The 25,271-nt window shown below is 44.9% G+C and carries 26 protein-coding genes and 2 CRISPR repeat arrays; of the genes, 13 read left to right on the top strand and 13 right to left on the bottom strand.

The genetic code is table 11. The features are described 5' to 3' along the window. Positions 1-177: 177 nt before the first annotated feature. Together AB0L18_RS19650 and AB0L18_RS19645 are read left to right on the top strand one after the other, a co-directional pair. Positions 178-1,038, top strand: a complete 861-nt coding sequence (locus AB0L18_RS19650) for a PDDEXK nuclease domain-containing protein (RefSeq protein WP_367389023.1) — start codon at positions 178-180, stop codon at positions 1,036-1,038. 451 nt (positions 1,039-1,489) lie between these two features. Next, positions 1,490-2,425: direct repeats of the CRISPR family, unit length 35 nt; unit sequence TTCAAGTCGCCATCCATTATAGTGAGGACTGCGAC. A 439-nt stretch (positions 2,426-2,864) separates the two neighbouring features. After that, positions 2,865-3,044, top strand: coding sequence for a hypothetical protein (locus tag AB0L18_RS19645; protein WP_367389022.1), 180 nt, complete (start codon positions 2,865-2,867; stop codon positions 3,042-3,044). A gap of 224 nt (positions 3,045-3,268) precedes the next feature. On the opposite strand, the gene AB0L18_RS19640 is transcribed toward AB0L18_RS19645, so the two are convergent. Next, complete coding sequence (locus AB0L18_RS19640; protein WP_367389021.1) at positions 3,269-3,928, bottom strand: SPOR domain-containing protein; 660 nt, start codon at positions 3,926-3,928, stop codon at positions 3,269-3,271. A 109-nt stretch (positions 3,929-4,037) separates the two neighbouring features. Further along, complete coding sequence (locus AB0L18_RS19635; protein ID WP_367389020.1) at positions 4,038-4,631, bottom strand: SPOR domain-containing protein; 594 nt, start codon at positions 4,629-4,631, stop codon at positions 4,038-4,040. Positions 4,632-5,037: 406 nt separating this feature from the next. Between AB0L18_RS19635 and AB0L18_RS19630 the strand changes: the two genes are divergently transcribed. The 5 genes from AB0L18_RS19630 to cas2 all read left to right on the top strand — a co-directional run bounded on the left by AB0L18_RS19630 (position 5,038) and on the right by cas2 (position 8,638). Beyond that, positions 5,038-5,583, top strand: a complete 546-nt coding sequence (locus AB0L18_RS19630; protein ID WP_367389019.1) for an RNA polymerase sigma factor — start codon at positions 5,038-5,040, stop codon at positions 5,581-5,583. A gap of 166 nt (positions 5,584-5,749) precedes the next feature. Then, positions 5,750-6,127, top strand: a complete 378-nt coding sequence (locus tag AB0L18_RS19625; RefSeq protein ID WP_367389018.1) for a hypothetical protein — start codon at positions 5,750-5,752, stop codon at positions 6,125-6,127. A gap of 161 nt (positions 6,128-6,288) precedes the next feature. Then, entirely contained in the window at positions 6,289-7,332 is a 1,044-nt protein-coding gene (locus tag AB0L18_RS19620; protein WP_367389017.1) for a reverse transcriptase family protein, read from the top strand. A gap of 17 nt (positions 7,333-7,349) precedes the next feature. Then, entirely contained in the window at positions 7,350-8,330 is a 981-nt protein-coding gene (gene cas1, locus AB0L18_RS19615) for a CRISPR-associated endonuclease Cas1 (RefSeq protein ID WP_367389016.1), read from the top strand. Positions 8,331-8,335: 5 nt separating this feature from the next. Continuing rightward, positions 8,336-8,638, top strand: a complete 303-nt coding sequence (gene cas2 / locus AB0L18_RS19610) for a CRISPR-associated endonuclease Cas2 (protein ID WP_367389015.1) — start codon at positions 8,336-8,338, stop codon at positions 8,636-8,638. A gap of 345 nt (positions 8,639-8,983) precedes the next feature. After that, positions 8,984-9,777: direct repeats of the CRISPR family, unit length 22 nt; unit sequence TTCAAGTCGCCATCCATTATAG. A 528-nt stretch (positions 9,778-10,305) separates the two neighbouring features. Here the strand turns inward: cas2 and AB0L18_RS19605 are convergent. From AB0L18_RS19605 to AB0L18_RS19560, 10 genes are all read right to left on the bottom strand, one after another. Beyond that, positions 10,306-10,815: a hypothetical protein gene (locus AB0L18_RS19605; RefSeq protein WP_367389014.1), complete on the bottom strand. Its 510-nt coding sequence runs from the start codon at positions 10,813-10,815 to the stop codon at positions 10,306-10,308. Further along, positions 10,812-11,327 carry a hypothetical protein gene (locus AB0L18_RS19600; RefSeq protein WP_367389013.1) on the bottom strand — a complete coding sequence of 172 codons (516 nt, stop codon included), beginning with the start codon at positions 11,325-11,327 and terminating at the stop codon, positions 10,812-10,814. Before AB0L18_RS19600 ends, AB0L18_RS19605 begins: the two co-directional genes overlap by 4 nt. Before the next feature lie 132 nt (positions 11,328-11,459). Next, positions 11,460-11,927 (bottom strand): hypothetical protein, encoded by a 468-nt coding sequence (locus AB0L18_RS19595; protein WP_367389012.1) that lies wholly within the window; start codon positions 11,925-11,927, stop codon positions 11,460-11,462. Further along, positions 11,924-12,766, bottom strand: a complete 843-nt coding sequence (locus AB0L18_RS19590) for a hypothetical protein (RefSeq protein ID WP_367389011.1) — start codon at positions 12,764-12,766, stop codon at positions 11,924-11,926. Before AB0L18_RS19590 ends, AB0L18_RS19595 begins: the two co-directional genes overlap by 4 nt. Further along, complete coding sequence (locus AB0L18_RS19585; protein WP_367389010.1) at positions 12,744-13,124, bottom strand: hypothetical protein; 381 nt, start codon at positions 13,122-13,124, stop codon at positions 12,744-12,746. Before AB0L18_RS19585 ends, AB0L18_RS19590 begins: the two co-directional genes overlap by 23 nt. Positions 13,125-13,372: 248 nt before the next feature. Continuing rightward, positions 13,373-13,504: a hypothetical protein gene (locus AB0L18_RS19580; RefSeq protein ID WP_367389009.1), complete on the bottom strand. Its 132-nt coding sequence runs from the start codon at positions 13,502-13,504 to the stop codon at positions 13,373-13,375. A 160-nt stretch (positions 13,505-13,664) separates the two neighbouring features. Continuing rightward, positions 13,665-13,979, bottom strand: coding sequence for a hypothetical protein (locus AB0L18_RS19575; RefSeq protein ID WP_367389008.1), 315 nt, complete (start codon positions 13,977-13,979; stop codon positions 13,665-13,667). A 1-nt stretch (position 13,980) separates the two neighbouring features. After that, positions 13,981-15,330, bottom strand: a complete 1,350-nt coding sequence (locus AB0L18_RS19570) for a hypothetical protein (RefSeq protein ID WP_367389007.1) — start codon at positions 15,328-15,330, stop codon at positions 13,981-13,983. 212 nt (positions 15,331-15,542) lie between these two features. Continuing rightward, positions 15,543-15,983, bottom strand: coding sequence for a hypothetical protein (locus tag AB0L18_RS19565; RefSeq protein WP_367389006.1), 441 nt, complete (start codon positions 15,981-15,983; stop codon positions 15,543-15,545). Continuing rightward, entirely contained in the window at positions 15,935-16,282 is a 348-nt protein-coding gene (locus AB0L18_RS19560) for a hypothetical protein (protein WP_367389005.1), read from the bottom strand. The genes AB0L18_RS19565 and AB0L18_RS19560 overlap by 49 nt, the downstream gene beginning before the upstream one ends. Before the next feature lie 323 nt (positions 16,283-16,605). Between AB0L18_RS19560 and AB0L18_RS19555 the strand changes: the two genes are divergently transcribed. The 4 genes from AB0L18_RS19555 (at position 16,606) to AB0L18_RS19540 (ending at position 19,023) form a co-directional block, all read left to right on the top strand. Further along, positions 16,606-16,983, top strand: coding sequence for a helix-turn-helix domain-containing protein (locus AB0L18_RS19555; protein WP_367389004.1), 378 nt, complete (start codon positions 16,606-16,608; stop codon positions 16,981-16,983). Between the two features lie 324 nt (positions 16,984-17,307). Further along, positions 17,308-17,517, top strand: coding sequence for a helix-turn-helix domain-containing protein (locus AB0L18_RS19550; protein WP_367389003.1), 210 nt, complete (start codon positions 17,308-17,310; stop codon positions 17,515-17,517). Positions 17,518-17,710: 193 nt separating this feature from the next. Beyond that, entirely contained in the window at positions 17,711-18,037 is a 327-nt protein-coding gene (locus AB0L18_RS19545) for a HipA N-terminal domain-containing protein (protein ID WP_367389002.1), read from the top strand. Next, complete coding sequence (locus AB0L18_RS19540) at positions 18,034-19,023, top strand: HipA domain-containing protein (RefSeq protein WP_367389001.1); 990 nt, start codon at positions 18,034-18,036, stop codon at positions 19,021-19,023. The genes AB0L18_RS19545 and AB0L18_RS19540 overlap by 4 nt, the downstream gene beginning before the upstream one ends. Positions 19,024-19,086: 63 nt before the next feature. Here AB0L18_RS19540 and AB0L18_RS19535 read toward each other — a convergent pair whose 3' ends face one another. Then, positions 19,087-20,421: a hypothetical protein gene (locus AB0L18_RS19535; RefSeq protein ID WP_367389000.1), complete on the bottom strand. Its 1,335-nt coding sequence runs from the start codon at positions 20,419-20,421 to the stop codon at positions 19,087-19,089. Positions 20,422-20,639: 218 nt separating this feature from the next. Here AB0L18_RS19535 and AB0L18_RS19530 point away from each other — a divergent pair, with 218 nt between their 5' ends. Continuing rightward, positions 20,640-22,775: a T9SS type A sorting domain-containing protein gene (locus tag AB0L18_RS19530; protein ID WP_367388999.1), complete on the top strand. Its 2,136-nt coding sequence runs from the start codon at positions 20,640-20,642 to the stop codon at positions 22,773-22,775. 141 nt (positions 22,776-22,916) lie between these two features. Beyond that, positions 22,917-25,226 (top strand): tetratricopeptide repeat protein, encoded by a 2,310-nt coding sequence (locus AB0L18_RS19525; RefSeq protein ID WP_367388998.1) that lies wholly within the window; start codon positions 22,917-22,919, stop codon positions 25,224-25,226. The last annotated feature ends 45 nt before the right edge of the window (positions 25,227-25,271 follow it).

Below are 25,271 nucleotides of genomic sequence, written 5' to 3'. Positions count from 1 at the left end.
CAGGTCTAGTTCCGATAATCAAGGATCGTATCGGAAGAGCCGGAGGATGGAGTCAAATTCAGGCACAAGCCACCATAAAACACCCCTAACCCTGAAAAACAAACCCCTTGAGTAGCATTACCTAAATGAAAGGCAGCAGTTGATTCCGGTTTTCCTTCATCTTGAAAACGCCGCTGCATGCTCCCCGAAAATACCTTAAGGCGCCACTTATTCGCGCGAGAAAACACCAGCAATGGTCTTTTATTGAAGCGGTGGCTGTTGGGCCAATACCTGGCTCAAGCGCTATCGCAAAGTCAACTTAATGCTACTGCTTTTTTCAGGCAACAGGCAGGTGGCCTAGTAGCCCTGAACTCGGGGAGTTGCTCGGTGACGGAGCTTCGGCTTGCTTATCGCTTCTACCTGGCTTTCCCCATTAAGGAGGAGCTTGATCTAAGGCTACGTTGGCAACATTACCGTTTGCTTCTTGCGCTGGCAAATGCCGAAGCCCGACATTTTTACCTCCATCAGAGCGCTCGCCATAATTGGACCGCGCGGGAATTGGAACGACAAATACGCACCCACTTCTTCCAGCGCCAACAACAAGCCTCGCCACTGGGTATCAAAGCACATTACGTCTTTGATTTCTTACTACCGGATACATCCACCTTATCAGAATTGCAATTAGAAGCACACCTATGCGATCAATTGCTCCATTTATTGCTCGAATTAGGGCCTGGCTTTAGCTTTGTCAACCGGCAGCAGATGCTCTGTTTACCCGGAGGGCAACGCTATTTTGTAGACCTCCTTTTTTATCACATCTCCCGTCGTTGTCATCTACTGATAGAGTTGAAAACCACACCCCTCACCCACCGTGATATTGGCCAGTTGGATACTTATGTACGGCTCTTTGATCAGCAATACCGCCCTGCCCACGATGCTCCCAGTATTGGCTTGTTGCTTTGCCCAGACTTCTCCCCGGATTTGCTGCGGTTCTCCGCGCTGGCAGATCAAAACAACCTTATGGTAGCGACTTACAGCTTACCCCAAAAAAGGAAGTAAAAACCCACCAAATTCAAAGTTTTCCCTTATCTTAAAGCCATCATTAAGTAATGTTCTTTGACATCCTGATCATGGGAAATTGACTGCAAAAAGCTATTTGTAGAAAAAATAACTTTTTGTGTAATCATTATGTTAAGTAAGATTTGTTTTTATGTCACTTAATCAATTGATTTACAAATTAATACATAATCATTTTTTAACCTAAGCAGATTTTTGCATTTTTAGAAGCCACCAAAAAGACAAAATGTTTTCACCAAAACCATAAACTACTAACAACCAGTACATTATGGCAATCTTGCTTAATTCTGAATATTCAAAAAACACCCTGTTTTCACATTTTAACAAATGTTAAAATCTAACGAAAAATCATTTTCAACCATGTTATTAAAAAATCATCTTATTTGTTTTTCACTGAAATACTTATCTTTATCAAGTTTTTCCAAAATCCGGCCTTCAAGTCGCCATCCATTATAGTGAGGACTGCGACAACTAAGTTAACACACATAAGCAATAGTTTTCTTCAAGTCGCCATCCATTATAGTGAGGACTGCGACATGATTCGTTCCATAAGTAATGATTTTATGGAGTCTTCAAGTCGCCATCCATTATAGTGAGGACTGCGACGGAAGTGCAAGTGAAGTAATAGTCATGAATAAACTTCAAGTCGCCATCCATTATAGTGAGGACTGCGACTTCTTACACTACTTCTTACGGTTCTTACTCCACCTTCAAGTCGCCATCCATTATAGTGAGGACTGCGACAGTGCGAAGAGCACAGCAACTGAAAGTCTCATGCTTCAAGTCGCCATCCATTATAGTGAGGACTGCGACGCAACAATATGTAGTTTGTTGATGCATCAAGCTCTTCAAGTCGCCATCCATTATAGTGAGGACTGCGACAGTGCGAAGAGCACAGCAACTGAAAGTCTCATGCTTCAAGTCGCCATCCATTATAGTGAGGACTGCGACTTCAGGCCGGCGCCCAGCTTCAAGGAACCCAGCTTCAAGTCGCCATCCATTATAGTGAGGACTGCGACCCATTTTTTTGGATTTTTAAAATATAGCAGAACTTCAAGTCGCCATCCATTACAGTGAGGACTGCGACGGATATGGGTTCCCCCTTCACCCGCACGCTCCGCTATAGAAGTCGCCATCCATTACAGTGAGGACTGCGACGGTGATAATGCGATAAGCACTCCCAACATCGCTATAGAAGTCGCCATCCATTACAGTGAGGACTGCGACCCAGTGACATGTTGAAAACTCAAAATACAATCCAATAGAAGTCGCCATCCATTACAGTGAGGACTGCGACCATCCAGATCATAATTCTAAGATTTACATAAGGGAGATAGAAGTCGCCATCCATTACAGTGAGGACTGCGATCCCGATACGATTCTTGCAAATCTATCGGGACTAGCCGTACGGGGTACGTCTAGCGACCTAACCAGTTAGAGTAATCTCAGAACAAAGAAAAGTTGAAACGTGCTCCGCAGGTTTCAATCCCGTATCAAAGCTCCGAGGGAGGTTGGATCGGGACGGGGTACGTCTAGCGCTTAACCAGCTAAAGGAACCATAGACTAAGGAAAAGTTGAAACGTGCTCCGCAGGTTTCAATCCCGTATCGAAGCTCCGAGGGAGGTTGGATCGGGACGGGGTATGTCTAGCGACCAACCAGCATAGGCAAATCAGGACTAGAAAGGAAGTTAAAACGTATCCCGACCAAAGCTTATGTGGAGGTTTGGTCGGGAATCCCTCATCAAAGTTCCGGGGGAGGTTGGATCAGGAGGATACCCCTGAATGCTTGTTGTTTGTATTGGAAGTACATGTCGAATCGACCTATGACCACCCTCGCCAACGGGATAGCCCACCTGATGCTTGGAATAGACCCTACCAGACGAGTAGGCTACTTCCGACCAAGCCTGTACCCCACCTCCGACCCTCCGGGCCACCTCCGCCCGGGCGGAGGATATGGGCGGGCCGTGGCCCGTAGCATCACCGAGTAACTAGCCTACAAGGATGAGTCTCCGTAAAGCGTATGACATCCAACGCTGCGTCTCACTCCTTCCTCGGGAGGAAGCTGGACGTGCACCGCAGGTCTAGTTCCGATAGATCAAGGATCGTATCGGAAGAGCCGGAGGATGGAGCTAAAAAACCGCCACCCCAAGACAGGAGCAGCGGCGAACGAAAGGCACAGGAAACAACCGGTAAAATCTTTCGTATTCCAGGTCTATGGCAGATGGCGAACAAAGCCTTTTAGCTGATGTTGTTGCCGATAGCGGACAACATCCCTCCGGGTGAGGAAAGGCCCTAATAGTACTTTGTTTGGACCAGTCGTTTCTGGCAGTTGTACTGTTTGCAATAGGCTGCCATAACGCTCGCGGAGTCGTTGTGCATGACGCAAAGCCTTTGTCCCATCCACATAAGCGCCTAATTGCAGGTAGTAAGTTCCTTTACCAGTTTGAATCGGAACGGATGCCTCGTAGGCTGTGGGCCTGGTTGCTGGCGATGCATCTGGAATAGTCGCTTGTGCAGGTGATGACGTGATAGGAGCAGAAATAGGCACTTCTTCACTTTCCACATCTTTCTCCTTCGTTGGGGGAGTGAAGGGCAGAATAACGGTCTGTTCTTCTACCATTAGAGGCTCCTTAGGGAAGTAGCTTTTGACACTTTCTATCCCCCAGTAAATACCTCCCGCAACTAGTAAAGCAACAGCCGCACCAATAATGGTGCTCGTCCGGGTTTGAATATTAAAGCTTTCTTCGGAAAGACGTTTTTCCACGGGAATAGACCGGACGACCAGGGCTCTGATGACACCACTAAGGGAACGGGCTACGGTGCCGCCGATGATGATGGCGACAAGAATCTGAACAGGGATGATCCATTGCATAGAAAAGGAATTTAAAGATGAAATGAGAGAATTTTCCTTTTCCGGTTGTTTGTGCGAATGTCGTTTAGTAGTTTGATGGAAATAAACCTATTTTCTTTTTCTCCGTCCCTTATAAGTGAGGGAATTCTTCGCGAATTAACCCTTTCAATTGATGCTGTTGCTGATAGGAATCTACTGCTTCCCGATGGAGAAATGGGCCAATCCAAACGCGCCAGAACGAGCGCGCGTCTTCCGCCCGTGGGAATCTTATTTCTGCGGGATGACCGGCTTCTAATAATTTTGCTAAATGTAGGGTTGCGGCTGGTTCATTTTCGTAAGCAGCTACCTGCAAGTAAAAACTGCTACCAGCAAAAAAATCTTCTTCGACAGGAATCGCCGATAGATAGAGTACGGGACTGCGCTGCTCAATTCCCTCACTCACCTCCATCAAGGATTCTAAACGGTGGTAGGAATCAGGAGATGTCTCTGACGTAGATTCCTTAGGGGCAGCCCAACTCCACCAAATCAATAGCAAAATCCCAAAGAGAACAAATAGTTCCAGGCCTCCCCGGAAAGAAGCTCCTGTGCTATAATGTTCCTGGTAGCGTTCACGTCGCCAGGCGTTTCCCAGGGCAAAAGCAAAGAGACGCGCAAAAATGATTACTCCCAAAAGGATGCCTCCTAGAATAAGATTCAAAGCTGTGGCTGGATCTAAATTCATCATGACACTTCGTTTTCACGGGAAGCTTATCCCCCCGCCTTCACTCAGATAATGTTTTTGAGCTGTTATTTTTTCCCCGGCACAACCATGATTTTTTTTAAAAAAAACAGCGCCAATGATGAAAAAAAAAGTCGTTCAGTAACGTCCCCTATCTGCGAAGCGTAATGAACCTCTCTATTTACAACTTCAAAGACCAAGCATAGCATTAAAAACGCTAAACTGATTTTCACCAAACTTTATACCCAACGTAAGTCGAAAATCAAAATGTTATTCTAATGTTAAGCCAAAGCGAGAAATACTTAACAAATAGATCACCTTGAATTGGAAAAGACATTGGCCTCAGCTGTGTTGAATAAGTGAAAGCTGACAAGCGAACAGCAAATCGTTTTTCACCAAACACTTCACAACAATGGCAAAATTACTACCAATGGGTTCCCCCGAAAATTTGGTGGAATGCTTACACCGGAAGTACCATAAAATGTTGTTGACTTACAGCATTTCGGTAGCCAAAAGGTTTTCTCACCTCCCGCTAAAAGGAGACGATTACCTGCAAATGTTCTACTTGAAGGTGATAACTAACTCGGAGGTCATTTTTGCTGGCTATCAACAGCATGGTGTTAAGTACTTGATGTCGATCATCAAAAACGAAATACTCAATACCAACCGTAAACAGCAAAAACGAAAAATCCGGGAAGAAGAATTCTGCCAGGAGAAAGTCTTGGCAACAGGTAAGGACGAGTCGGCAAAAGAATATTCCCTGGAAGATCTTTTACGTATCGTTAAAGTGCGATTGAAATCCATGGACTACGAAATTTTTGTCCACTACCTGGAAGGCTACCAAGCTAAAGAAATTGCCAAAATGGTAGGCCTCAACCATCAAACAGTCGGGACAAGGATTTTTCGCATCAAAAAAGACTTACAAGCTTATTTGGGAGATCTAGGCTTCCGGGAGTAGCCAAATGGCCGGGCGACAAAATGCCATTGTTAATAAGCTCCTAGTGGTAACACCATCCTGCTCATCAGGCGATCAGGATGGTGTTGTTACCTTGTTTTGTTATTCACACTACTAACTTTTTGCATACCCATTATCAATAAATTATCTCATTCTCAACCAATCTATTATGAACCCGAAAAAGCACCAACAACTGGTTATGCCATTTGGGCAAGGAGCCGGTCCTCGTGTCCACGCTTTATTCGATTATCCCCTATTAACAACCTGGCTACATGAGCTCATGCCAGAACTTATGAAGGTAAATCCTGCGGATTCAAGTGTACTCAAGCAGATTTATGATTATCTTTTTCACGGGCAGGAAGAAGAATCGCCCCTCTTGGAAACGCTCCTTAACGAAGAGCTCTACGCTTGCCTTCACGGCTTGAAAGTCATTTTACTAAGTTTCAACAACAATTGGGAAGCTGCCCTCAATTGTCTTGAGCAACACCAGCGGATGGAGCCTGTCAAAAAACATCCCACGCCCTATTTTCAAGTACAAAAATCTTAGTTACCTGGTTCTAAAACCGAGGGTGCTCCCCCCAAAACCCGCTAGTTTTCACAAACCGCCCACATCGTCGGGCGGTTTTTTATTTGTGTTCAACATGAAAAAAACAGGCAAGCTACTTCATCATTTTATTGAAGACCACGATCCATACTAAAACAATAACGATGAACAAGCAAACCCGGCAACAACATCAAAACAACAAGGCGGTTATTTGCAGCATCCGCTCCATAACTGAGTTGGGAAAACTTCTAAAAACCCATCCTCAGCAATTGAAATTGATGGCCCAACAGCCAAGTTACAAAACCTTCACGATCCCCAAAAAGGGAGGTGGAGAACGGCAAATAGAAAACCCTTCTGCGCCTTTGAAGAAAGTTCTTTCGCAGCTGAACCGCTATTTGCAAAGTACCTACTTCTTCGAAAAATCAAACGCCGCCTACGGTTTTGTATCTGGTGTCCGCAACGATGATGATCGCCGCAACGTACTAACCAACGCGCAAAAACACTTGGGTCGCCCCTATTTGCTCAATATCGACCTTAAAGACTTTTTTCATAGTGTGAGCCGAGGAATGGTCTTACAGATTTTCCTGGAAAAACCCTTCCGATTCAAAGGAGAACTGGCGGATTTAATCGCCGATCTATGTACTTATCAGGAACGCCTGCCGATGGGCACGCCTACCTCCCCTACCCTGTCTAATTTTGCCTGCCGCTCACTAGACGACACCCTCCAGGCATACGCTACGAACATGCTGTGGGTATATACCCGCTACGCAGATGACATGAGTTTTTCCAGCCACCAAAAGATCAACGAAGAGATGATTCAATCCGTGAAAGACCTGATCACTCAAGCAGGTTTCCGGGTGAACCTCCGCAAGGTTACCCGCTCGGGACCCGAAGACGCCAAAATTGTCACCGGTCTCCTCCTGACCGACAAGGTGGGTCTGGCTCCTGATTTCCTGCCCCAGCTCCGCAGCGAAGTCAACCAACTTGCCGCGGCAGTACGAGCACAAAATGAACAAGGACAGCTCAGTACCCGCTGGCTCACCAAAATGCAGCAACAAGTTCGCGGAAGGATCAGCTTTGCCGGATTTGTACTTGGCCGTAGGCACGAGCAGTATATGGAAATACGCGACGCTTTCTATACCGCTACCAACCCGCCCCAGGAAGAATTCGGGGCCATGAGCTGGCGGGGTTTTCCCTACAATTTTTAACCAAGTAAAGTAATTACATGCAACTCATCCTCGACACCAAAGGACTAACGCTGGCCAAAAAGAATGGCATCTTCCACGTTTTCAACGAAAAAAGCGAGCGGGTCATCAGTCCTGGCAAGCTGACGAGTATTGCCATTACGGCCAATGTTCGGATGGAGGCCAGTGCGGTTTTGCTGGCGGTAAAGCACGAGATTCCGATTTTGTTTTTTAATCGCATCGGTAAAGTTCAGGCGAAACTGTGGAATCCTTACTTCAGTACCATTGCCAGTCTGAGGCGTGGGCAAGTCAATTTTGCCCAGTTGCCAGAAGCTACCGCCTGGATATTGGACCTGTTTGAATTAAAAACACTGGGACAAATCGAGAACCTCCAGTGGATCAAGCAGCACCATACCAGTGTAGGCTGGCAATTATCCCAAACCATCAACACCCTTAAATCAAACAACCGTTTTGAAGATTTCCGGGGACAAATCCTAACCCACTGCCAAAAGAACATCATGGGCGTAGAAGGAGCGTTGGCCAATGTGTATTGGACAGCACTTGGCAAGAGTATGCCTCGTAAATTTCGTTTCAACAAACGGAGCAGGAGGCCCGCAGAAGACGTTTTTAACGCGGTGCTAAATTACTTATACGGCATGCTTTACAGTGTTGTGGAAGGAGCACTATTTGCTACCGGGTTAGACCCACAATTAGGACTCCTTCACGCCGATGCACACACCAAACCTACTCTCGCTTTTGACCTCATCGAGCCTTTCCGGCCCTGGATTGATCATCTATTAATAACAGCCTGTTTTGAGCAAAAACTGCTCCCTTCTCACTGCTCTAAAAACCAATATGGTATTTTTCTGAATAAAGAGGGAAAAGCTTTCATCATCCCTTTATTCAATGATTTCCTGCGTTCTAACCGTACTTTCCTAGGACAAGAATCCAGCAACAAAAATCACATCCATTTTTTAAGTGGAAAACTAGCCCAGCGTATTCGTTCTGTCACTAACCCCTAACTATTATGGCTCATCTTATTTGCTACGATATTACCAAAAACCCCTTACGCACCCGTATGGGTAAAAAAATCATTGAATTTGGCCTGGACCGTATCAATAAATCTGTATATTTAGGCACAATAAGTAAAAGTTCTTTGACACAATTGGAAAGTTGGTTATCCCAGGAGATTTTGACCAAAGGAGACCCTACCGATAGCTGTATTATTGTTCGTATCAGCGCAGAACAAGTACAACAAATGCGAATACTGGGGCTAAACGAACTTGACCTTGACGAGCTGAGTGGTGACAAATCTACCTTAATTCTATAATCCAACATTCTGTACAATCATTATGTTAAGTAGAATTAAATCTCACCTCTTCTAACCCATTCATAATAAACAAAATACATAATCATTTTTTGACCTAAGCAGATTTTTGCATTTTTAGAAGTTACCAAAAACACAAAATGTTTTCACCAAAACCATAAATTACTAACAACCAGTACATTATGGAAATCTTGCTTAATCCTGAATATTCAAAAAACACCCTGTTTTCACATTTTAACAAATGTTAAAATCTAACGAAAAATCATTTTCAACCATGTTATTAAAAAATCATCTTATTTGTTTTTCGCTGAAATACTTATCTTTATCAAGTTTTTCCAAAATCCGGCCTTCAAGTCGCCATCCATTATAGTGAGGACTGCGACGGTAAGCGGCTTAGATTGCTTATCTTTTCTAGCCTTCAAGTCGCCATCCATTATAGTGAGGACTGCGACCTTTCATCTATCCACCCCTGTAATACGGGGTCTCTTCAAGTCGCCATCCATTATAGTGAGGACTGCGACGCTTCTCTCTCTCGAGTCTCTTCCATTTTTTTCTTCAAGTCGCCATCCATTATAGTGAGGACTGCGACGAACTGGAAAAACAATCTGTTTTTCATTTTAACTTCAAGTCGCCATCCATTATAGTGAGGACTGCGACAACCATCAAAATTTGGTGTACCGTATCCTGGCTCTTCAAGTCGCCATCCATTATAGTGAGGACTGCGACGTATGCAGCTATTGCATCCTCAATCCCTTTCGGTATAGAAGTCGCCATCCATTATAGCGAGGACTGCGACATGAAGGGTGGTAACAATCCAGCCCGCCTCTCCAACTTCAAGTCGCCATCCATTATAGCGAGGACTGCGACGGTTCTGACTTTTGGATGGTTCTTTTTAAAATTCTTCAAGTCGCCATCCATTATAGCGAGGACTGCGACCCCAAGAGAACTAATGACACGATCCACAGACCATAGAAGTCGCCATCCATTACAGTGAGGACTGCGACACCATGCAACCATGTGGTCTACTCCAACAGCTCGAATAGAAGTCGCCATCCATTACAGTGAGGACTGCGACACCATGCAACCATGTGGTCTACTCCAACAGCTCGAATAGAAGTCGCCATCCATTACAGTGAGGACTGTCCCGATCGACCTTATCAGCTCTATCGGGACTAGACCTGCGGGGCACGTCTAGCGGCCTAACTAGAGAGAAAAACCTTAGACGAGGGAGAAGTTGAAACGTACTCCGTAGGTTTCAATCCCGTATCAAATCTCCTAGGGAGGTTGGATCGGGACGGGGCACGTCTAGCGACCAACCAGCATAAGCAAATCAGGACTAGAAAGGAAGTTAAAACGTGCACCGCAGGTTTTAATCCCGCATCAAAGTTCCGAGGGAAGTTTGATCGGGATCGCCATCCATTACAGTGAGCCCGCCTGGCCGGACGCCAGTCGGACAGGGACTGCGATCCCGATACGATTCTTGCAAATCTATCGGGACTAGCCGTACGGGGTACGTCTAGCGAACTAACCAGTTAGAGTAATCTCAGTATAAAGAAAAGTTAAAACGTGTCCCGACCAAAGCTCATGTGGAGGTTTAGTCGGGACAGGTTTAAATCCGAACCAAGGCATATAGAGAGGTGGAATCGGGCTTAAAACATCCCATCTATCCCTCACTCCTCCACCTCCAAAATCACCCGAATTACCCGCTTCTTCTTGCCCGCTTTAGGTTTGGGTTTCCGCCGCCACCATTCATCATCCACAGGAGGTTCGTAGTGCTTGGTTCTTGCTTTGGGGCGCTGGGTAGTTCTGTTGGAAGGTTTTAATGCCCCTCCTAGAATAACCAGAAGGAGTTTTAAAGAACCAATTACCAGGTAATAAACGAGCAGGAGGAGCTTTTTCAACATTACCAGACAATTACCTAGGAGTACTCCCCCACCCTTTACTAAGAACGTGATGGTAATTCGTAGCCAATGACCGGTAATTGGCTTTAAGGTGTGCTTGCCCCAGCGGGTAATTGTGGGTGGGAGGTTTTCTAAGAAACTACCTACCGCCTTCAGGTGGGTAATTACCGGCCCCTCCCCTACTTTTTGGTAGTGGATGCTTTCAAAAGTGGAGGTCTTTCGCGGGTAATTGGGCGGATTTTCTTTAGCAACTTTGATGGTAATTTTATCCTGTTTCATACCGTTTGCTTTTTGCGGGTAAAGAGACGCCGCCAGAAGGATACCGGCTCGGGTTCTTCGGAAAAACGGATGCCTTGCTGACCGTGCATTTCCCTTAGGTAATAATCACGGCCTTGGGAGCGCTCGATCTCCTGGTGGCGCAGGATGCGGTCGTTGGCGATGGTGGCCGCTACCCTATCGGTGTAAGCTTCCCAGGTCTCGCTGGGGTTGTGGGCATCCTGGAAAAAGAGGGTGACGACGCGGATACCCATTTTATTTCCGGACAACTTGATCCACGCTTCGTGTTCTTGAGCGCGTACGACTACCCGCTTGTCGGTGGGTGATTGCTGCCACTCGTAGATGTTCTCCAGGCGCTTACCGTAGTGGCGCAATTTCCAGCGGTAGTTGAGCCTGAGGTATAGTACTACACAGGCAATTACCCAAATGGTGGTGATGATTAAGGCCGCTACAGGACCCCAAATACGCATCACGACGAAGTAGAGGGCCATGGTCAATACGATGATATACTGCATGTTTATGGCTTTTAAAAAGCGGAATTACCCAGCAATTACCTACCAATTACCTGGGTAAGTGGGTAATTCCACCTTATTGTAATTCTTTGAAAATCTGATAATTACATTTTAGATCCTGCGAATTACCCAGACTTACCCACCTTCCTGGGCGGAACCCCTCTCCTCTTCGGTAGGGGTGGCTTCGTAGCGGTTGAACAAGCGGAAATACAGGCGGATGGTTTCGTAACTGTAGCCCCGTTCAGTAAACTGTTGCGCGGTTTCACGGGGCGTCAAACCAGTGGCCCAGTAGACTTTTAGGACTTCTCCTTTCTCGACCAGGTAATGCTTGGTGGTTCTTAGAAAATCGATCTCTTCCGGCAGTAAAGTGCTGCTGCGTTGTCCGAAACCGGTCTGTTGGTCGACTTGCTGCCAGGTGTGGGTGTCCTCGTCTTCGCGGATGTAGCGTTCGGTTTTCTTAGTAATAGGATTTGTCTTTACGTCCTCCGGCAGGTCCGTTGTCCGTTCTACGCTCCGCTTTTTATTGTTGTCCGTTTTCGCGCGCGGTTTGCGGGCCTCTTTGTCTGGATCGTAACCAGACAGGGCGAAGAGAATCCAATTCATCGTATGTCCGTTTTTTCGTTGCGCCTTGCGGCAAATATTTCTACGTAGCTATAGATTGTAAAGGCGATTAAAGCGGACAAGAGCAGGCTACGTGTCCACTCTTCTGCTCCGCCACAAACGGACACGCTTTCTACCCACTCGCAGGCCCAGGGGCGGTAATGCAACAGGTTGATCGAGAACTCTGCCAACGCAAATACCCGTAGGTACCAGAGGCTGCCCTTGTAAAGCGTCATCGCCAGACCGGTAAATTGGATGCTTAGGGCGTAGGCCCAGGCTTGCAGCCATTCGCCACCCACTACCTGTGCCGTGTGGTTCATCTGGACATACATACTTACCATCGCGATCAATGCCAACAAGACATCTTTGGACAGTTCGGCGTAATCAATACCCAGGTAATTGTCCGTTTTTAAGGAAAGCGATCCGCTTACCCAGCTGTCCGTTTCTTTAGAAAAAGGATCTACTTGTCCGTTCGTGGGGCTGTCCTGTTTAACAGACGTGATGTCCGTTGGGTAACTCGCTTGCTTGTCCGTTTCTTTAGAAAGGTGTCCGTTTAAAGAATTGTCCGTTTGGTGGCTTTCCAAGTGGACAGGTTTTAAAGCGTCCGTTTGTCCGCTCGCTGCGGTGTCCGGTTCTATAAAAGTGGACAAGTGTTGTGCCTGCGCTTCTTGTCCGTAAACTTCTAAGAGCACTTTGATGGTCCGTTTGTCCATTTTAGCGTAGCGATTGAACCGGCCTTCGACCAGGCCCATTCTTTTCATTTGCTTACGCAATGCTTCCAGGCTGATTTCTAAGAATTCAGCGAGCATGACGGGTTGATTAGGAATTTCCATTTGTAACATCCTGCTTAGGTTTTGAAGTGGTGATATTTAAAACGGGTCCTAGTTCGCGATAAGCCCAAAACACTTTTTCCAGGACGGCCAGTCGCGACAAATAGGAGGTGTAGTTTTCTAAGAAAAGACCTTCAAGAATTAGCAACTCTTTCCGGATCTGCGTCCTGGGGTAATTGGCCTCGGTCTTGCTTAGAAGGGAGGCGTGCGTAATCGGCCCGTTGGAGACGATGGTCGCTTTCAAGCCTTGAAAGGCTATTTCTATTTTCACCTCGCTGCGGGCAAGATCCCTGGCCAGCGGGCTACTGATGGCGGTCATCGCCAGCGAATGGCCGAAGATGCTCGTGCGTATTTTGTCAAAATTCTCCATTGTGTTTTTAATTAAGGCAAGTGCATCAAAATTGGAGCGTCCACCCAGGTGGGATAGAACGCGGATCTAACGGATCAGACGGATTTACACGGATTTTAAATCTTGGTAAACTCAATGGAGTTTGCGACCATATTATCAGTGGTAATCCTGTTTAATCCCTGCCTGCTCGGCTGTGCCTCACGGGCAGGCAGGCGTGGCCTATCCTGTTTTAAATAGGCCACTCCCTTTTTTATGCATTTGCGTCGTATTTAATCATGGTCATTGAAGTAATCGGCCAGTCCATCCAAGGTCCTTAGTACCCTGTTTTCCCACCAGACTAGGTAGCGATAAGCCCAGCGGCCCAGTTGCGTGAAAGTCAGGTAGAGTAGTTTTCTGTGCATAGGTGTATTTGGATGGTTACGTTCCCAAAAGTTTATGTCGCGCAGACCTGCCTGCCAGCAAGCTGGCCTTACAGGCAGGGGCGCAGAGGCGCAGAGGTTTTTCTTTTTGGGTTACCAAGGATTATTGGTTCCCTTTTTGAAATACCCCTGCGTTTCTTCCTCACGCCCTTGCTTTTTGCCGTTTCAGGTGGTCTATCTCTTCCCGATTCAGCCAGCAGGTACTTCCGTTTGACCAGGTGTCGTACTCGTAGAGGTGGGTGCTGGCGTCGGCTTTATTTCTGGCGGCTTCGGCGGGCAGGATCGCCGCCCATTTGATCGCTCCGCTGTACTGTTTGTAGGGGTAGGATTTCCAGATACTGAGCTGCTCTTCGGCATCCTTTGCCCTTTGGTACCAGGTGAAGGTCGTGTCGGGGTTATTCCTGAATTTGATCCGCAAGGCGAACTCGGTGATCGCTTTGTCTCGGTGCTTAGGCATCTTATTTCATGTTTAGAATGGCCTGATCAATCCGGTCTTCAAAGATGGCCACGATCTTTGCGCCGTATTTCTTACGCAGGGTTTGCGTCAATTGGTGATGCAGCTCCTGCCGGTCGACTCCGCTATTGGGTTGCAAGGCTTTCAGGTAGGTATTCACGGCTTTGGTGATGGCCGTGCGGCGCGCCCGACGGAAGTTGCGCACCTGCTTTTTCTTCAGCCAGCGCTCCGTCGCGGAGAAGCCGCCGTTCTTTTGATTGCGGAGGTCGAAGTAGTAGCGCGGCAGCAGCACAAAGCGCCCCCGCTTGTCATTGACCCATTCGAAAACCATATCCAGCCGCTCCTGTATTTCTCCCCTGGCGGCATCGTAGCGTTTCGGGTGAACCGAACGAGCAATGTATTCGGCCAGGGCAATCATGCCGGCCTCCTTCTGGCGGTCGGTCAGCCATTCGTCTTTGTAGATTGAGGCCAGGGCTTTGCTCCAGCACATTCCTGCGGCGTAGCGGACCTTGATTTGGTTTTCCGGACTAAGAAAGCCGATGGCCTCCTCCATGGTGGCGGGTAGTCGCTCGGGCAATACTTGTGGCGCAGTTCCTTGAGTCTTGGCCAGCGGGGGGGCCGCGCGCAACTCGGGGGGCTGGGTATCCTGATTTTCGCCCTTGTGGGATGGGGCGGAATCCGTTACGTTGGCATCGTATCCTGAACCAGTTTCCTGAATTTTTGCCGAAGAAGGAACGGCCTCCCCTTCCAGCTCACTGGGGTTTTCCACAATTGTGGCCGTTGCTTCGCCTTCTCTATTTCTTTCTTTCTTTGTATCCTGATCAGGATACTCAGGATACTGAGTACCTGACACTGTATGGTCAAAAGTTTTTGTTTGGGCACTAAAAAAAAGGCCGTTCAAATTAGCGTTGAGCTGGCCTTGGGGGTCGCGCAGAAAGAGGCATTTAGCGTTCAGCTCCAGTTCGTAGGCTGCATTGCTCCCGTGCCACTTCTTGTAAGCGATGATATTGGCCGCTACCAGCCGTTTCCGCAAGTTGATGATCGTGGCCTTGCAGGTACCCAGTTGTTTCGCCAGCGCTCCGTTACTGGTCTTGAGCACTGGGAGAATGCCTTCGGCCAGATTGCAACTACTGGTCCGCTGCTGTCCCCGCAGGATACCACCGTAAAGTTGGAAGAGGTACTCCGCCAACTGGATATGACTGGCTCGCAGTTTGTATTTCAAAGCACCTGGCCCCTGCTGCCGGGCGTTGTAGTCATTGATGTGCTGCCGGAGCAGCTTCTTACTGTTCTGAAAGTGCAGTTCAAAGAAGGAAACGGGTGCGGTCTTAGGAACGAGGATCACAGTATTACCCATAGATAAGCATTAGTAATATTCCGATTTATCGGAAAAATGAATAATAGTCTAGCGCACCTGGCGAGGTGCTGACCGGAACCGAAATCCCGGCCAGCAACCGTCACGTCAGGCATCATCTTGCCCAGCTCGCACGTGGCGTGCTGAGTTAAATTCTATGTGTTTTGAAATTGTGATCGAAAAGCTGTCGGCTGTTTAGCCTCCGCTACAGAAGGTTAGCCAAATTTCTTAGGGACAATGACGGTGCCGTCTACGATGCGTTGATTGACTTCCATGACTTCACTTCTAAGAAAAAGCATGGAGTTGCGGCCGCCCGCCGTGGTGATCAATTCGCCGGTATCATGCAGCCAGCCGATCGCTCGTCGGTGATGGCCGGTAGTAAAGAGCGTCAGGCCCAGGAGCCAAGCCGCTTCGTCTTTAGACACCCACTGCGGTCGCGTATCCGCCGGTAAGGATGCCCGCATGGAGAACTCCATTTTCATCATCTCAATGCGGTAAGCTTCCCGCTCAATTTGCAGATCCTTCTGCTGCTGAAGCAGGAGCATATTCTGCTGCATGAGTACAGACAGTAAGTCTTTGGAGATGGCAGTCGTGTCTTTGGTCATTGCTAGGAGATTTTGGGAGGAGGAATACTTGCTGCGCGGTCGATCAGGCAAAAATCTTTCCCTTCTTCGCGGGCCAAACAAATGGCCTTTCCCAAGGAGATCTCATCCGTACCTACCTCGAAGGGGCGTACGATGTCGTTGTACCAATGTTTATCGAACAACAGGGCCATCTTGAAGATCTCCGCAGCCTTAAAGTCACTGGAACCGCTCAGGCGACGGGTGGCTTTCTCGTTGGAAATACCCAGGGCCGTCGCCAGGTCTTCCTTAGACACCTGGTTGGCCACCATCTGGTCTTCCACCCATCGCTGAATGGTCGACCTCACCGCTGGTAATTTTACGGGCGCACTCATGGATTTAATTTTTTATCTTTAAGCTGTTTAAAACCTGTTACGTAGTACCGGGATAACTCGATTTAATTCAACTTCAATGCACCCATCGTACCTACCCAGCGCAAGCCGTCTGGCTTACCCATTTCCGGAGTATCTTATTTGAAGACATAGAAAGTTTCCTCCGGCAAATGCAAGTTTTGCCGGTCAAATCTTTGTTTGTGTCTTCTTATGGTGTAATTTAGCCGTTAAATCGTTGTTTCGATACAAATATATGTCATTTAGAGACAAATAATGAATTTAAAGACAACTAAAATGTCTTTTAAAAATATAATTATTTTTTAATAATGTATTTAAGCCAGAATATCAAGTTTTTAAGAAAAAACAACTCCCTTACTCAAGCTGAGTTTGGAGATAAGCTTGGTATACAAGCTAGTCAGGTTACGAAATACGAGAAAGGAACAAGTGATCCTCCCGTTGCCAAACTCATTCAAATCGCAGATATATTTGAGGTAAGCTTACAAGACTTGGTCATGACAGACCTTACCACCAATCCACCACAATTTTCTCGCCCCGACAAACCCTACGGTACACTAGATGAGTCTGGTCAAAATGAGATGCTGGAACGCTTGAATAAAGAACTTACGAAAAGGATATTACAGCTCGAAGATTATGTAGCGAAGAATGATCCAGACCAAGCAAGGCGGTGGGGGATTATCGAATAGACTGTAGCAAAACATCGCCTCTCTCCAACAATTCATCCGTCTACCATAAATGGGATAACGGCCTTCTGTTTTCCATTTTCCTGGTGCTTGTTTTACTCTCTGCCTTACGGGCACTCAGGCCAAACCATCAACTTTCAACAATCAACCTTCAACCCCTCTAAAAGTCGGAAGTGGGAATTGGGAAGTCGGAAGTAATTAGGGCCCTCAGGCCAAACCATCAACCTTCAACAAATCAAAGCATCATTCTAAAAAGTGCCTTGAACTGCACTAATCATTGCTTTTTCGTCAAAACTACCGTATATTACCCCTCAAAAGAGCCATATAATGCACTTTGAGAACTTGATTAACAGCTTAAAAGCGCGCCGCGACATGCTAAACGTCACCCAAGAAACACTTTCAGAACTTTCCGGGGTGGGTTTGCGTACGCTCAAGCAATTTGAAAGCGGGAAGGGAAATCCGACCCTGGCCACCGTGAGTAAATTGGCAGATGCGTTGGGGCTGGAGCTCTGCTTTCAGGTGATAAATCGTGAGTAAACCAACGTGAAGTTTAGCTTACAGTACTAGGTACTTAGTACTTGGTACTCAGATGGAACACCTTGTTTAATCCAAGTACACAGTACCCAATACCCAATACAAAGTACGGTGAGGTTGGGGCTAGTAATTGACTTAAGATCAGTCTTTTCCCCCCCAACCTCACGTTAATTAGACAAACCTCACTTTAAAATAAATGAGACAAGCACAAGTAACCTACAAAAACGAAGTAGCGGGTACGCTCACGCAGCTCGATGACGGAAGCTTTGTGTTTCGCTACGACGATGCCTGGTGGCGTAATTCCGACAAACCAGCGATTAGTCTGACCTTGCCCAAAAAACAGCAGGAGTATCGGGCAGACCACCTCTTTCCTTTTTTCTTTCACCTCCTGCCGGAAGGGGCCAACAAGGAAGCAGTCTGTTTCGCTTTGCGGATCGATAAAGAAGACCACTTTGGGTTGTTAATGCAAACAGCGGCGCACGATACCATTGGTGCAGTACGCATTCAGAAGACAGCAGCATGAGCAGGCCCGTGATCAAGAACTGCCCCGGCACCCTGGCACCTGGACATGACACCTACAGCGCGACGGCACTCAAGCGGGTGTTCAACGGACGGCGACTATCGCCCTTTCTTCCTTATGCCTCCCCCTCTAGTACAGAGGGTCTTGGCGAGCCATTTGCCGATAACCAGCGTAGCATCTCTATCTCCGGGGTGCAGGAGAAGTTTTCGGTTATCCTGGACAAGAACCACCTGCGCCTCACCGAAGCCGACGAGCAAGGCACCCACATCCTCAAGCCAATTCCCAGAGCGGGTAGATTCGCCGAGCAGATGCCCGCCAATGAACACCTTACCATGCAAATTGCTCGTCAGGTATTCGGCATAGAGACGGCGGAAAATGCTTTGATCTTTTTCAATGACGGTGCCCCCGCCTACCTCACCAAACGCTTTGATGTGAGTGCCGATGGCCACAAGATCGCCCAGGAAGATTTCGCCTCCCTGGCCGGTCGCACCCCGCAAACCCACGGTGAAGATTACAAGTACCAGGGCCATTACTACGAGCTGTTTGAGCTTTTGAAAAAACATGTCCCCGCCTATAAAGTCGAGGCGTTAAAGTTGTTTAAACTCATCCTGTTCAACTACCTTTTCTCTAATGGAGACGCACACTTCAAAAACTTTTCACTGAGCGAAACCCCCTTGGGCGATTTCATCCTCAGCCCGGCCTACGACCTGCTCAACAGTCGAATACATATTGACGATGCTGACTTTGCACTAGCCCAAGGCCTAATCCCTGATCGACTGAAAAAAGGTGGTGTTTTGGGGCATTTTCACATCCTAGGTGAGTTGGCTGGATTAACAAAACAACAGATCACTCGCATCCTAAAACAGTTGACGTCTCAACAGGAGAAGGTCTTAGGGCTGATTCAGGCTTCTTTTTTGGATGAGGCAAGGAAGCGGAGTTATCAGCAGCATTATGAGGGGAGGGTGAAGAAGTTGGGGTGGGAGAATTGAACGTAAGCACCTCATTATTTAGCAATACGTAGGAAATTATGAGCATTTTTTTAATTCCTTAATTTATTTCAAATATTCTTTCAAACTTCCAATAATAGTTCTTCTAATTATTCCTAAAATCTGCTTTTCCGTTTCCTCTTTTTGTAAGTCACCAATTTGATAAAAAGTAAATAGGTTCTTGAAAGTATCAAGCCTTAATATATTATCCGAAAGTGAATCTTTCTGATAAATAATTACAATTTGTTTACAATATGCCATAGCCCAACCTAGCTGTACAAGTGAAAAAGAGGCCTTACTTGTTGAAGTATAGACTAGAAAAAAAATACGTGTTCTCTGGATATATTTTAAGCTTGGAGGAGCTATTGCATCTTTATAGTCTAAGGGCATTTGTTCACTTTTAATATAAATTTCCAGTTTACCTGGAAACCTAGCCTCTATAGAATTTTTAACTTTATCTATTATCGACTGATTCTTACTGAAAACTTCAGAAGATATTGATGAATTCGGTGAAGCAATGATTATACTAGGTTTCTCTCCTTCAATAAATCGCTTCTCTGGATTTTCGTGAAAATCGCTACTTAGAAATTTTTCCAAGGCAGCGATACTATATATCTCATCCGGTACTCTTTTGTAGCTATATTTTCTAATTGAAAGAAATTCCAAGATAACAGGGCTGATTTGTGCAAGTTTTGCTTTGTTACTGTTATACCCAGTTAAAAAAGACTCGACTTTTTTCTCATTGGTAAATTGTGTTGCTACTAATGATCCCCTAACTATTCGATCATTATGATAAGTCATGTAGGAACCAAGGAATAAATCAGCTAAATTTTCCTCTCTATAATAAATCTGCATTTGCATTTTTACATCTACATTCCCTATCGAATCTAAATCCACAATCGCAATATTGCCTTTTGTTATTTTAAACGTCCCAGAAAATTTTTTGACCGGAGCTTCTATAGGATTATAATAATCAACTGTGTCGTCTCTATGTAAAAATAAAACTCCGAGCTGAAGCAGGGGTTCTTTAGTTCTTTTTACTTCATGATAGGTATATATAGTAAATACTCTTTGATCATCAATTTGAGCAGTTTTTTCTTCTATGAAATGTTGAACTTTGCTTTTGAAGAACTCAACCTTTGGTATATATTTTTTGAACTTTTCTTTTGCCAAATTTACCAATGCTGATGATTTCTCCTCTTCTAAATCTTTTTTTAGATCTATTAAGGTATTCAACCACAGCCTAACATTATTATAGCTCAAACCCACGTCTCCAGTCCTTTTTTTCTGGCTTACAAATTTTTTAAATTCAGGAGGACCTCCATTAGACTTTATGTCATAAAAGAGTTTATTGAGAGTATCAATGAGTAACTGTATTTCCTCTTTCTCCTTTTCGTCCATTGTTGTACATTTTTTTTTAATAAAATACAATGTACAACAATCAATTACAATATACAACTACAAAGACCAAATTACAACTTTGTTAAATACACCAATACAGAACATAGCAACATAAAAACAAAAACAAAAAGAATATAATTCCGATTTTTACACACAACCCAAGTCAATAAGGCAAAAGATTCTACTAACTACTTGTTTACCCTAATAAAAATCGAGTCATGAAGAATCAAAAAAATCTTAAATCATTTATTGTAGAAATACTAATTTCTTATCTCCTTTTTTTTATAACCCCCTTAAGCCTACTTGGCCAATCATCTTCATTAAACATAAATATATTCCCTCCTAATGAGATAATAGATTTTGATCAACAAGGTGTCAACGGATTTGATATAGATTACCAATTATTTGGTAGTCAATCTGGTGCAGGAGCAGCATCAGCCATTATTACTTATTACTATTGTAATTCTAATAATACTGTATGTCGTTTTATCGACGATAGAACCGTAACCCTTGGCTGTAATTCGGGGCTATGTATTCCACAAGGAGGACAACAAACTCACTATATTGCTCGTACACAGCTTCCACCTGATTTTGAAGAGACATGTTTTTCAGGTGATCATTACATTGTTGCTGTCTTAACAAGAAATACTGGCACTCAAGTTTTGAACACGAACCCTACAGCCCCTGTCGTATTTGCACACTCCAAACCCGATTTTATCCCTTTAAATGTGACTGTAGCTCCTAACCCTAATATTCCTGGGCAAGCCGTAATAACTTGCACTATAATAAATAATGGTGTGTGCCCAGGATCTACTCAAGCTACAGTGTGGCTTACTCCTGATGCTGGTGCACCTATTCTCTTTAATGTACCATTTGAGAACGTTGGAGTACCAGTGACCGTTTCAGTAACAATTGATGATTTAGATATTGGAACATTCTACGATGCTACATTAACTGTAGATGTATACAACAATAGCATGGAAAGTAATGAGACCAATAATGTCCTTACACTTAATAATGTCTATGTTGTCCCAATTCCAATGGAGATTGAAAGCTTTGTTCCGTCTTCCGCACTAGTTAATTCCGTAATCACCATAACGGGAACTTCAGGATTTACAACTCAAGGAGATTTCTTAGATGTCTACCGAGCATTTTTAGGAGGAACAGAAATTGAAATTGTTGCTACCAGTGAAGATGAAATGCAGGTGAGAATACCCTATTATGAAATGACCGATTTTATCACTTTACAAACAATTTACGGGACGACAGTAGTAAGCTCTAATGAATTCACTATTCTTTGTTCCCCTGATTTTGCTGATATTGAGAACGGGACTATACCTTTTCCGTGGGACACAGAGAACCCCGATAATGATCTGAGCTTTCAAGTCTATAGCAGTGGAGGCGCAAATGGTAGCGCAAAGAGTATCCTTATGAATCACTGGATATACCCGACTATTGGTGCTCTTGACTTTATCATCATTCCCCACGTTTGTGTTGACAATAGTCCAGAATGGTACCTACAGTTCGATGTGGCCTACACGTATTATGATGATGGGAATATTAGCTTTGTTGATAATCTTATTATTGGAGACTTGTCTACTGGCGATATCATTGATTTTATTAATGGAGAAGAGTTAGCTACTGCACCAGCTCAAGCTACCTTCTTTGAACCAAGTACCGATGACTGGGTGACTCGTGAAATCCCCCTCTCAAGCTTAATTAACAATGGGCAGAGAGAACTATACCTGACTTTAGTTACCCAAAATGGAAATGGGAACGCTATGTATCTTGATAATATTCGTGTTGCAAATTTTTCTATTCTACCGGTAGAGTATGCAAGTATAAAAGCGACCCCAGCTGGCAATACAATTGAAGTACATTGGTCAACCGTAACGGAATCTGGTAATGCGTATTTCATCGTCGAAACCTCAACAGATGGGAGAACTTTTACACAAATTGGAACTGTAGCGGGTGCTGGAACCAGTTCAACACTTCAGAACTACCTTTTCACCGACTACACCCCAGAACCTGGCCTAAATTACTATCGACTTTTACAGGTTGATTTCGATGGTCAGGAAGCGTATAGTGAAATAGTTAGTGCTACCTATAATACTGGAAGAGATTATGTAGAAATTGCACCCAATCCCGGAAATGGTTATTTAAGTATCAACTCAAGTCTTGAGGATGACTTGATTGTTCAGATTTTGGATTACTCTGGAAGAGTCATAAATCGTATCGATAATTTCACTGGCCCTTATTTGGACTTATCTAATTTACCTGATGGTATCTACGTCTTGCAAGTAACCAACGGTGTAAGCTGGTACTCCTTTAAGTACCTCAAGCAAGCTGGATAGTCAACAGGCTTGTAAACTCAAACGTGATAGAAATGACTAATACGGTCTGCTGATGCAAGCTGGATAGTCTTTCTATTGCACCAAATCACAGGTGTGCTCTTGCGTGAATTCTATTTATCCCTAATCAAAAAGACTATTACTATGGACACTTTCACTTTGATTTCAATTATCGCAAGCCTAGCTTCAATTATTGGCCTTATTCTTGCCTTTCGGAACAAAACTTCTAATAAGAACACTGAAACTAAAATAATCAATACTGGCGAAGGAAACGTGGCCGTTGGCAAACATATTAACCAAGGGGTCATTAATAAAATAACTAATCTCTTAAATTTGCCTAAATCCATTGTGATACCGATTGTTCTCTTACTGTCCGCTTTATTAGCTTATGGTGGAAACATTTTGTGGAGTCAGCATCTCATAAAAATGGAGGACAAACACCTTAATTTTTGCGACACAGAGGACACTGTTTACACCATTGTAATTTATCCATTTTTGTCTTACGCTGAATCTGTAGCGGGAAGCTATGATTTTCAAAGCGCAATCATGGATGAACTGAATGAGATCAAGCATAAGTACAATCTACCTTTGGAGGTAGCGATGTTCAAAACCAATAAATACTTCTCACGTGGAGCAATCCAGGATAATATAAAAGAGATAAGCAAGCGCTGCGTGAATTTTGCGGTATGGGGTTACTACTCAGATGCCCCACAAGGCTCTAATCAACCTCCGGCTAACATGCATCTGGCCATTGTAGATCCTTCTATATTTATGGGAATGGCCGCTCAACACCAAGAAATTGATCTTAAGGCAATCAACCCCATCGAATTTCGTCAGGAAAAGGGAATTAGACAAATAAAAGACTTGGTTCTCCTTATTGGTGCCATTGCGGCCTATGACCAAGGAAATTTCAAAACAGCAGATGAGTTATTCGATCAGATTGAAGTCAAACAAATGGGCAACGATTGTGAAGCAGTAGCCAATTATTTATATTGGTCAAGATTACTCTGGTATATTGGACAGTGCAAACGCTCCGATTTTTTTGCCTCTCGGGCTAGAACAATTAGTGATAGTTTGTATTGTTCAAACTTTACTAGGGCACAAGCATTAGAGCAACTAGGTAATATTCAAGCTGCTTATCATGGCAATGCCCCCAAAGCTATTGAATTGATAGAACAGGCTATAATGGAGGTAAATAAAGCGCCAGGCACTTCCGCAGATACCATTCTGCCATTTTATTATAACAGCTTAGCTACCGCCCATTTCTCAAATAGGGACATGCACAAAGCACGGAATGCCCAAGAAGAATCACTCCACCTTTTGGAAGCCAAAGGTCAATTATCAAGAGTAGACAGCATGCTTAAGGCGACAGGATTGGTAAATCTATCATCAATGGATATGGAAGTTAGAAATATGGATAAAGCTAAGGCCCGTTTAGATGAAGCCCTATGCATAGAAGAGCGGGTTTATCCGCAAATCCACCCCTCCATTGCGCAGACCCTCAATCTCTTTTCCAAGTACTATCTTCTCATCGGGGATTTCCCACAGGCCTTAGAGTACCAAATCCGAATCTTAGAGATCAGGAAAGCCTTGCTTCCTCCTGGTCATTTTCAACTAGGGCACGCCTATCATAATATTGCTTTCATCTTAAAAAGTAGCCCGAGTAAACTCGAAGAGGCACTTCGTTATGGGAAAAAAACAGTCCAAAATTTTGCCGCACAAGAGCCCATAGATACTCTTGCTCTAGCCACAGCCCACAGTACACTGCACAGCATCTATATGCAGCTCGGTGAACATGACCAAGCATATGAGCATCTAAATGAGTCGAGAAGACTTAAGCTAATCTTGTTAAACAACGATCCATTACATTGGGAATTTTTAAAAAGTCATTTTGACCAGACTGAATACTATTACGCCACAAAAGATTACAAAAGGGCCACAAAGTCAGTCGATTCGGCCCTGATTATTGCTCACAAGTTATACGAGCGAGGGGCTGCAGCAACCGAAGATTTGATTGTGCTGACAGATAGTAAAATTAAAATGTTAGCTAAATCTGGAGAATGTGAGGCAGCAGAAAAACTCATGCCCACCCTCCAACAATACATAGCTTCGCTAGATGAAGCCTCACAGTCAAGAGAAATACACAATCAAGCTTTAGTCCTACTTACTTACGCTCACTGTGCGAGAGATTTAGCCTTGGCTCAACAGCAAATAAAAATACTAGACGCGTATTTTGAGCAGCAAAAAACACCTCTTGCTCCCAGTCTGAAGGTGGATAAAGCGACGGCTTATCACACATTCGCAGATTTGCATTACCAATTGGGGAACAAAGATCAAGCGGCATCACTCAACAAAATAGCATTAGCTTTAGTGAAAGGAGTTATACCGCAAAAAAACTATAAATCCAGAGACATTTACGAGCTACAACAGCGTTTAAACGAGCCGGTATTTTGAGGAAATTATCTGAAAAGTGACCGCTATAGTTGGGAAATCGGAAAA

This window comes from Lewinella sp. LCG006, assembly GCF_040784935.1.
In the GTDB taxonomy this organism is placed as follows: Bacteria; Bacteroidota; Bacteroidia; order Chitinophagales; family Saprospiraceae; genus Lewinella.
The sequence above is the reverse complement of the archived record's forward strand: the minus strand, read 5'-3'. Positions and strand labels throughout refer to the sequence as shown.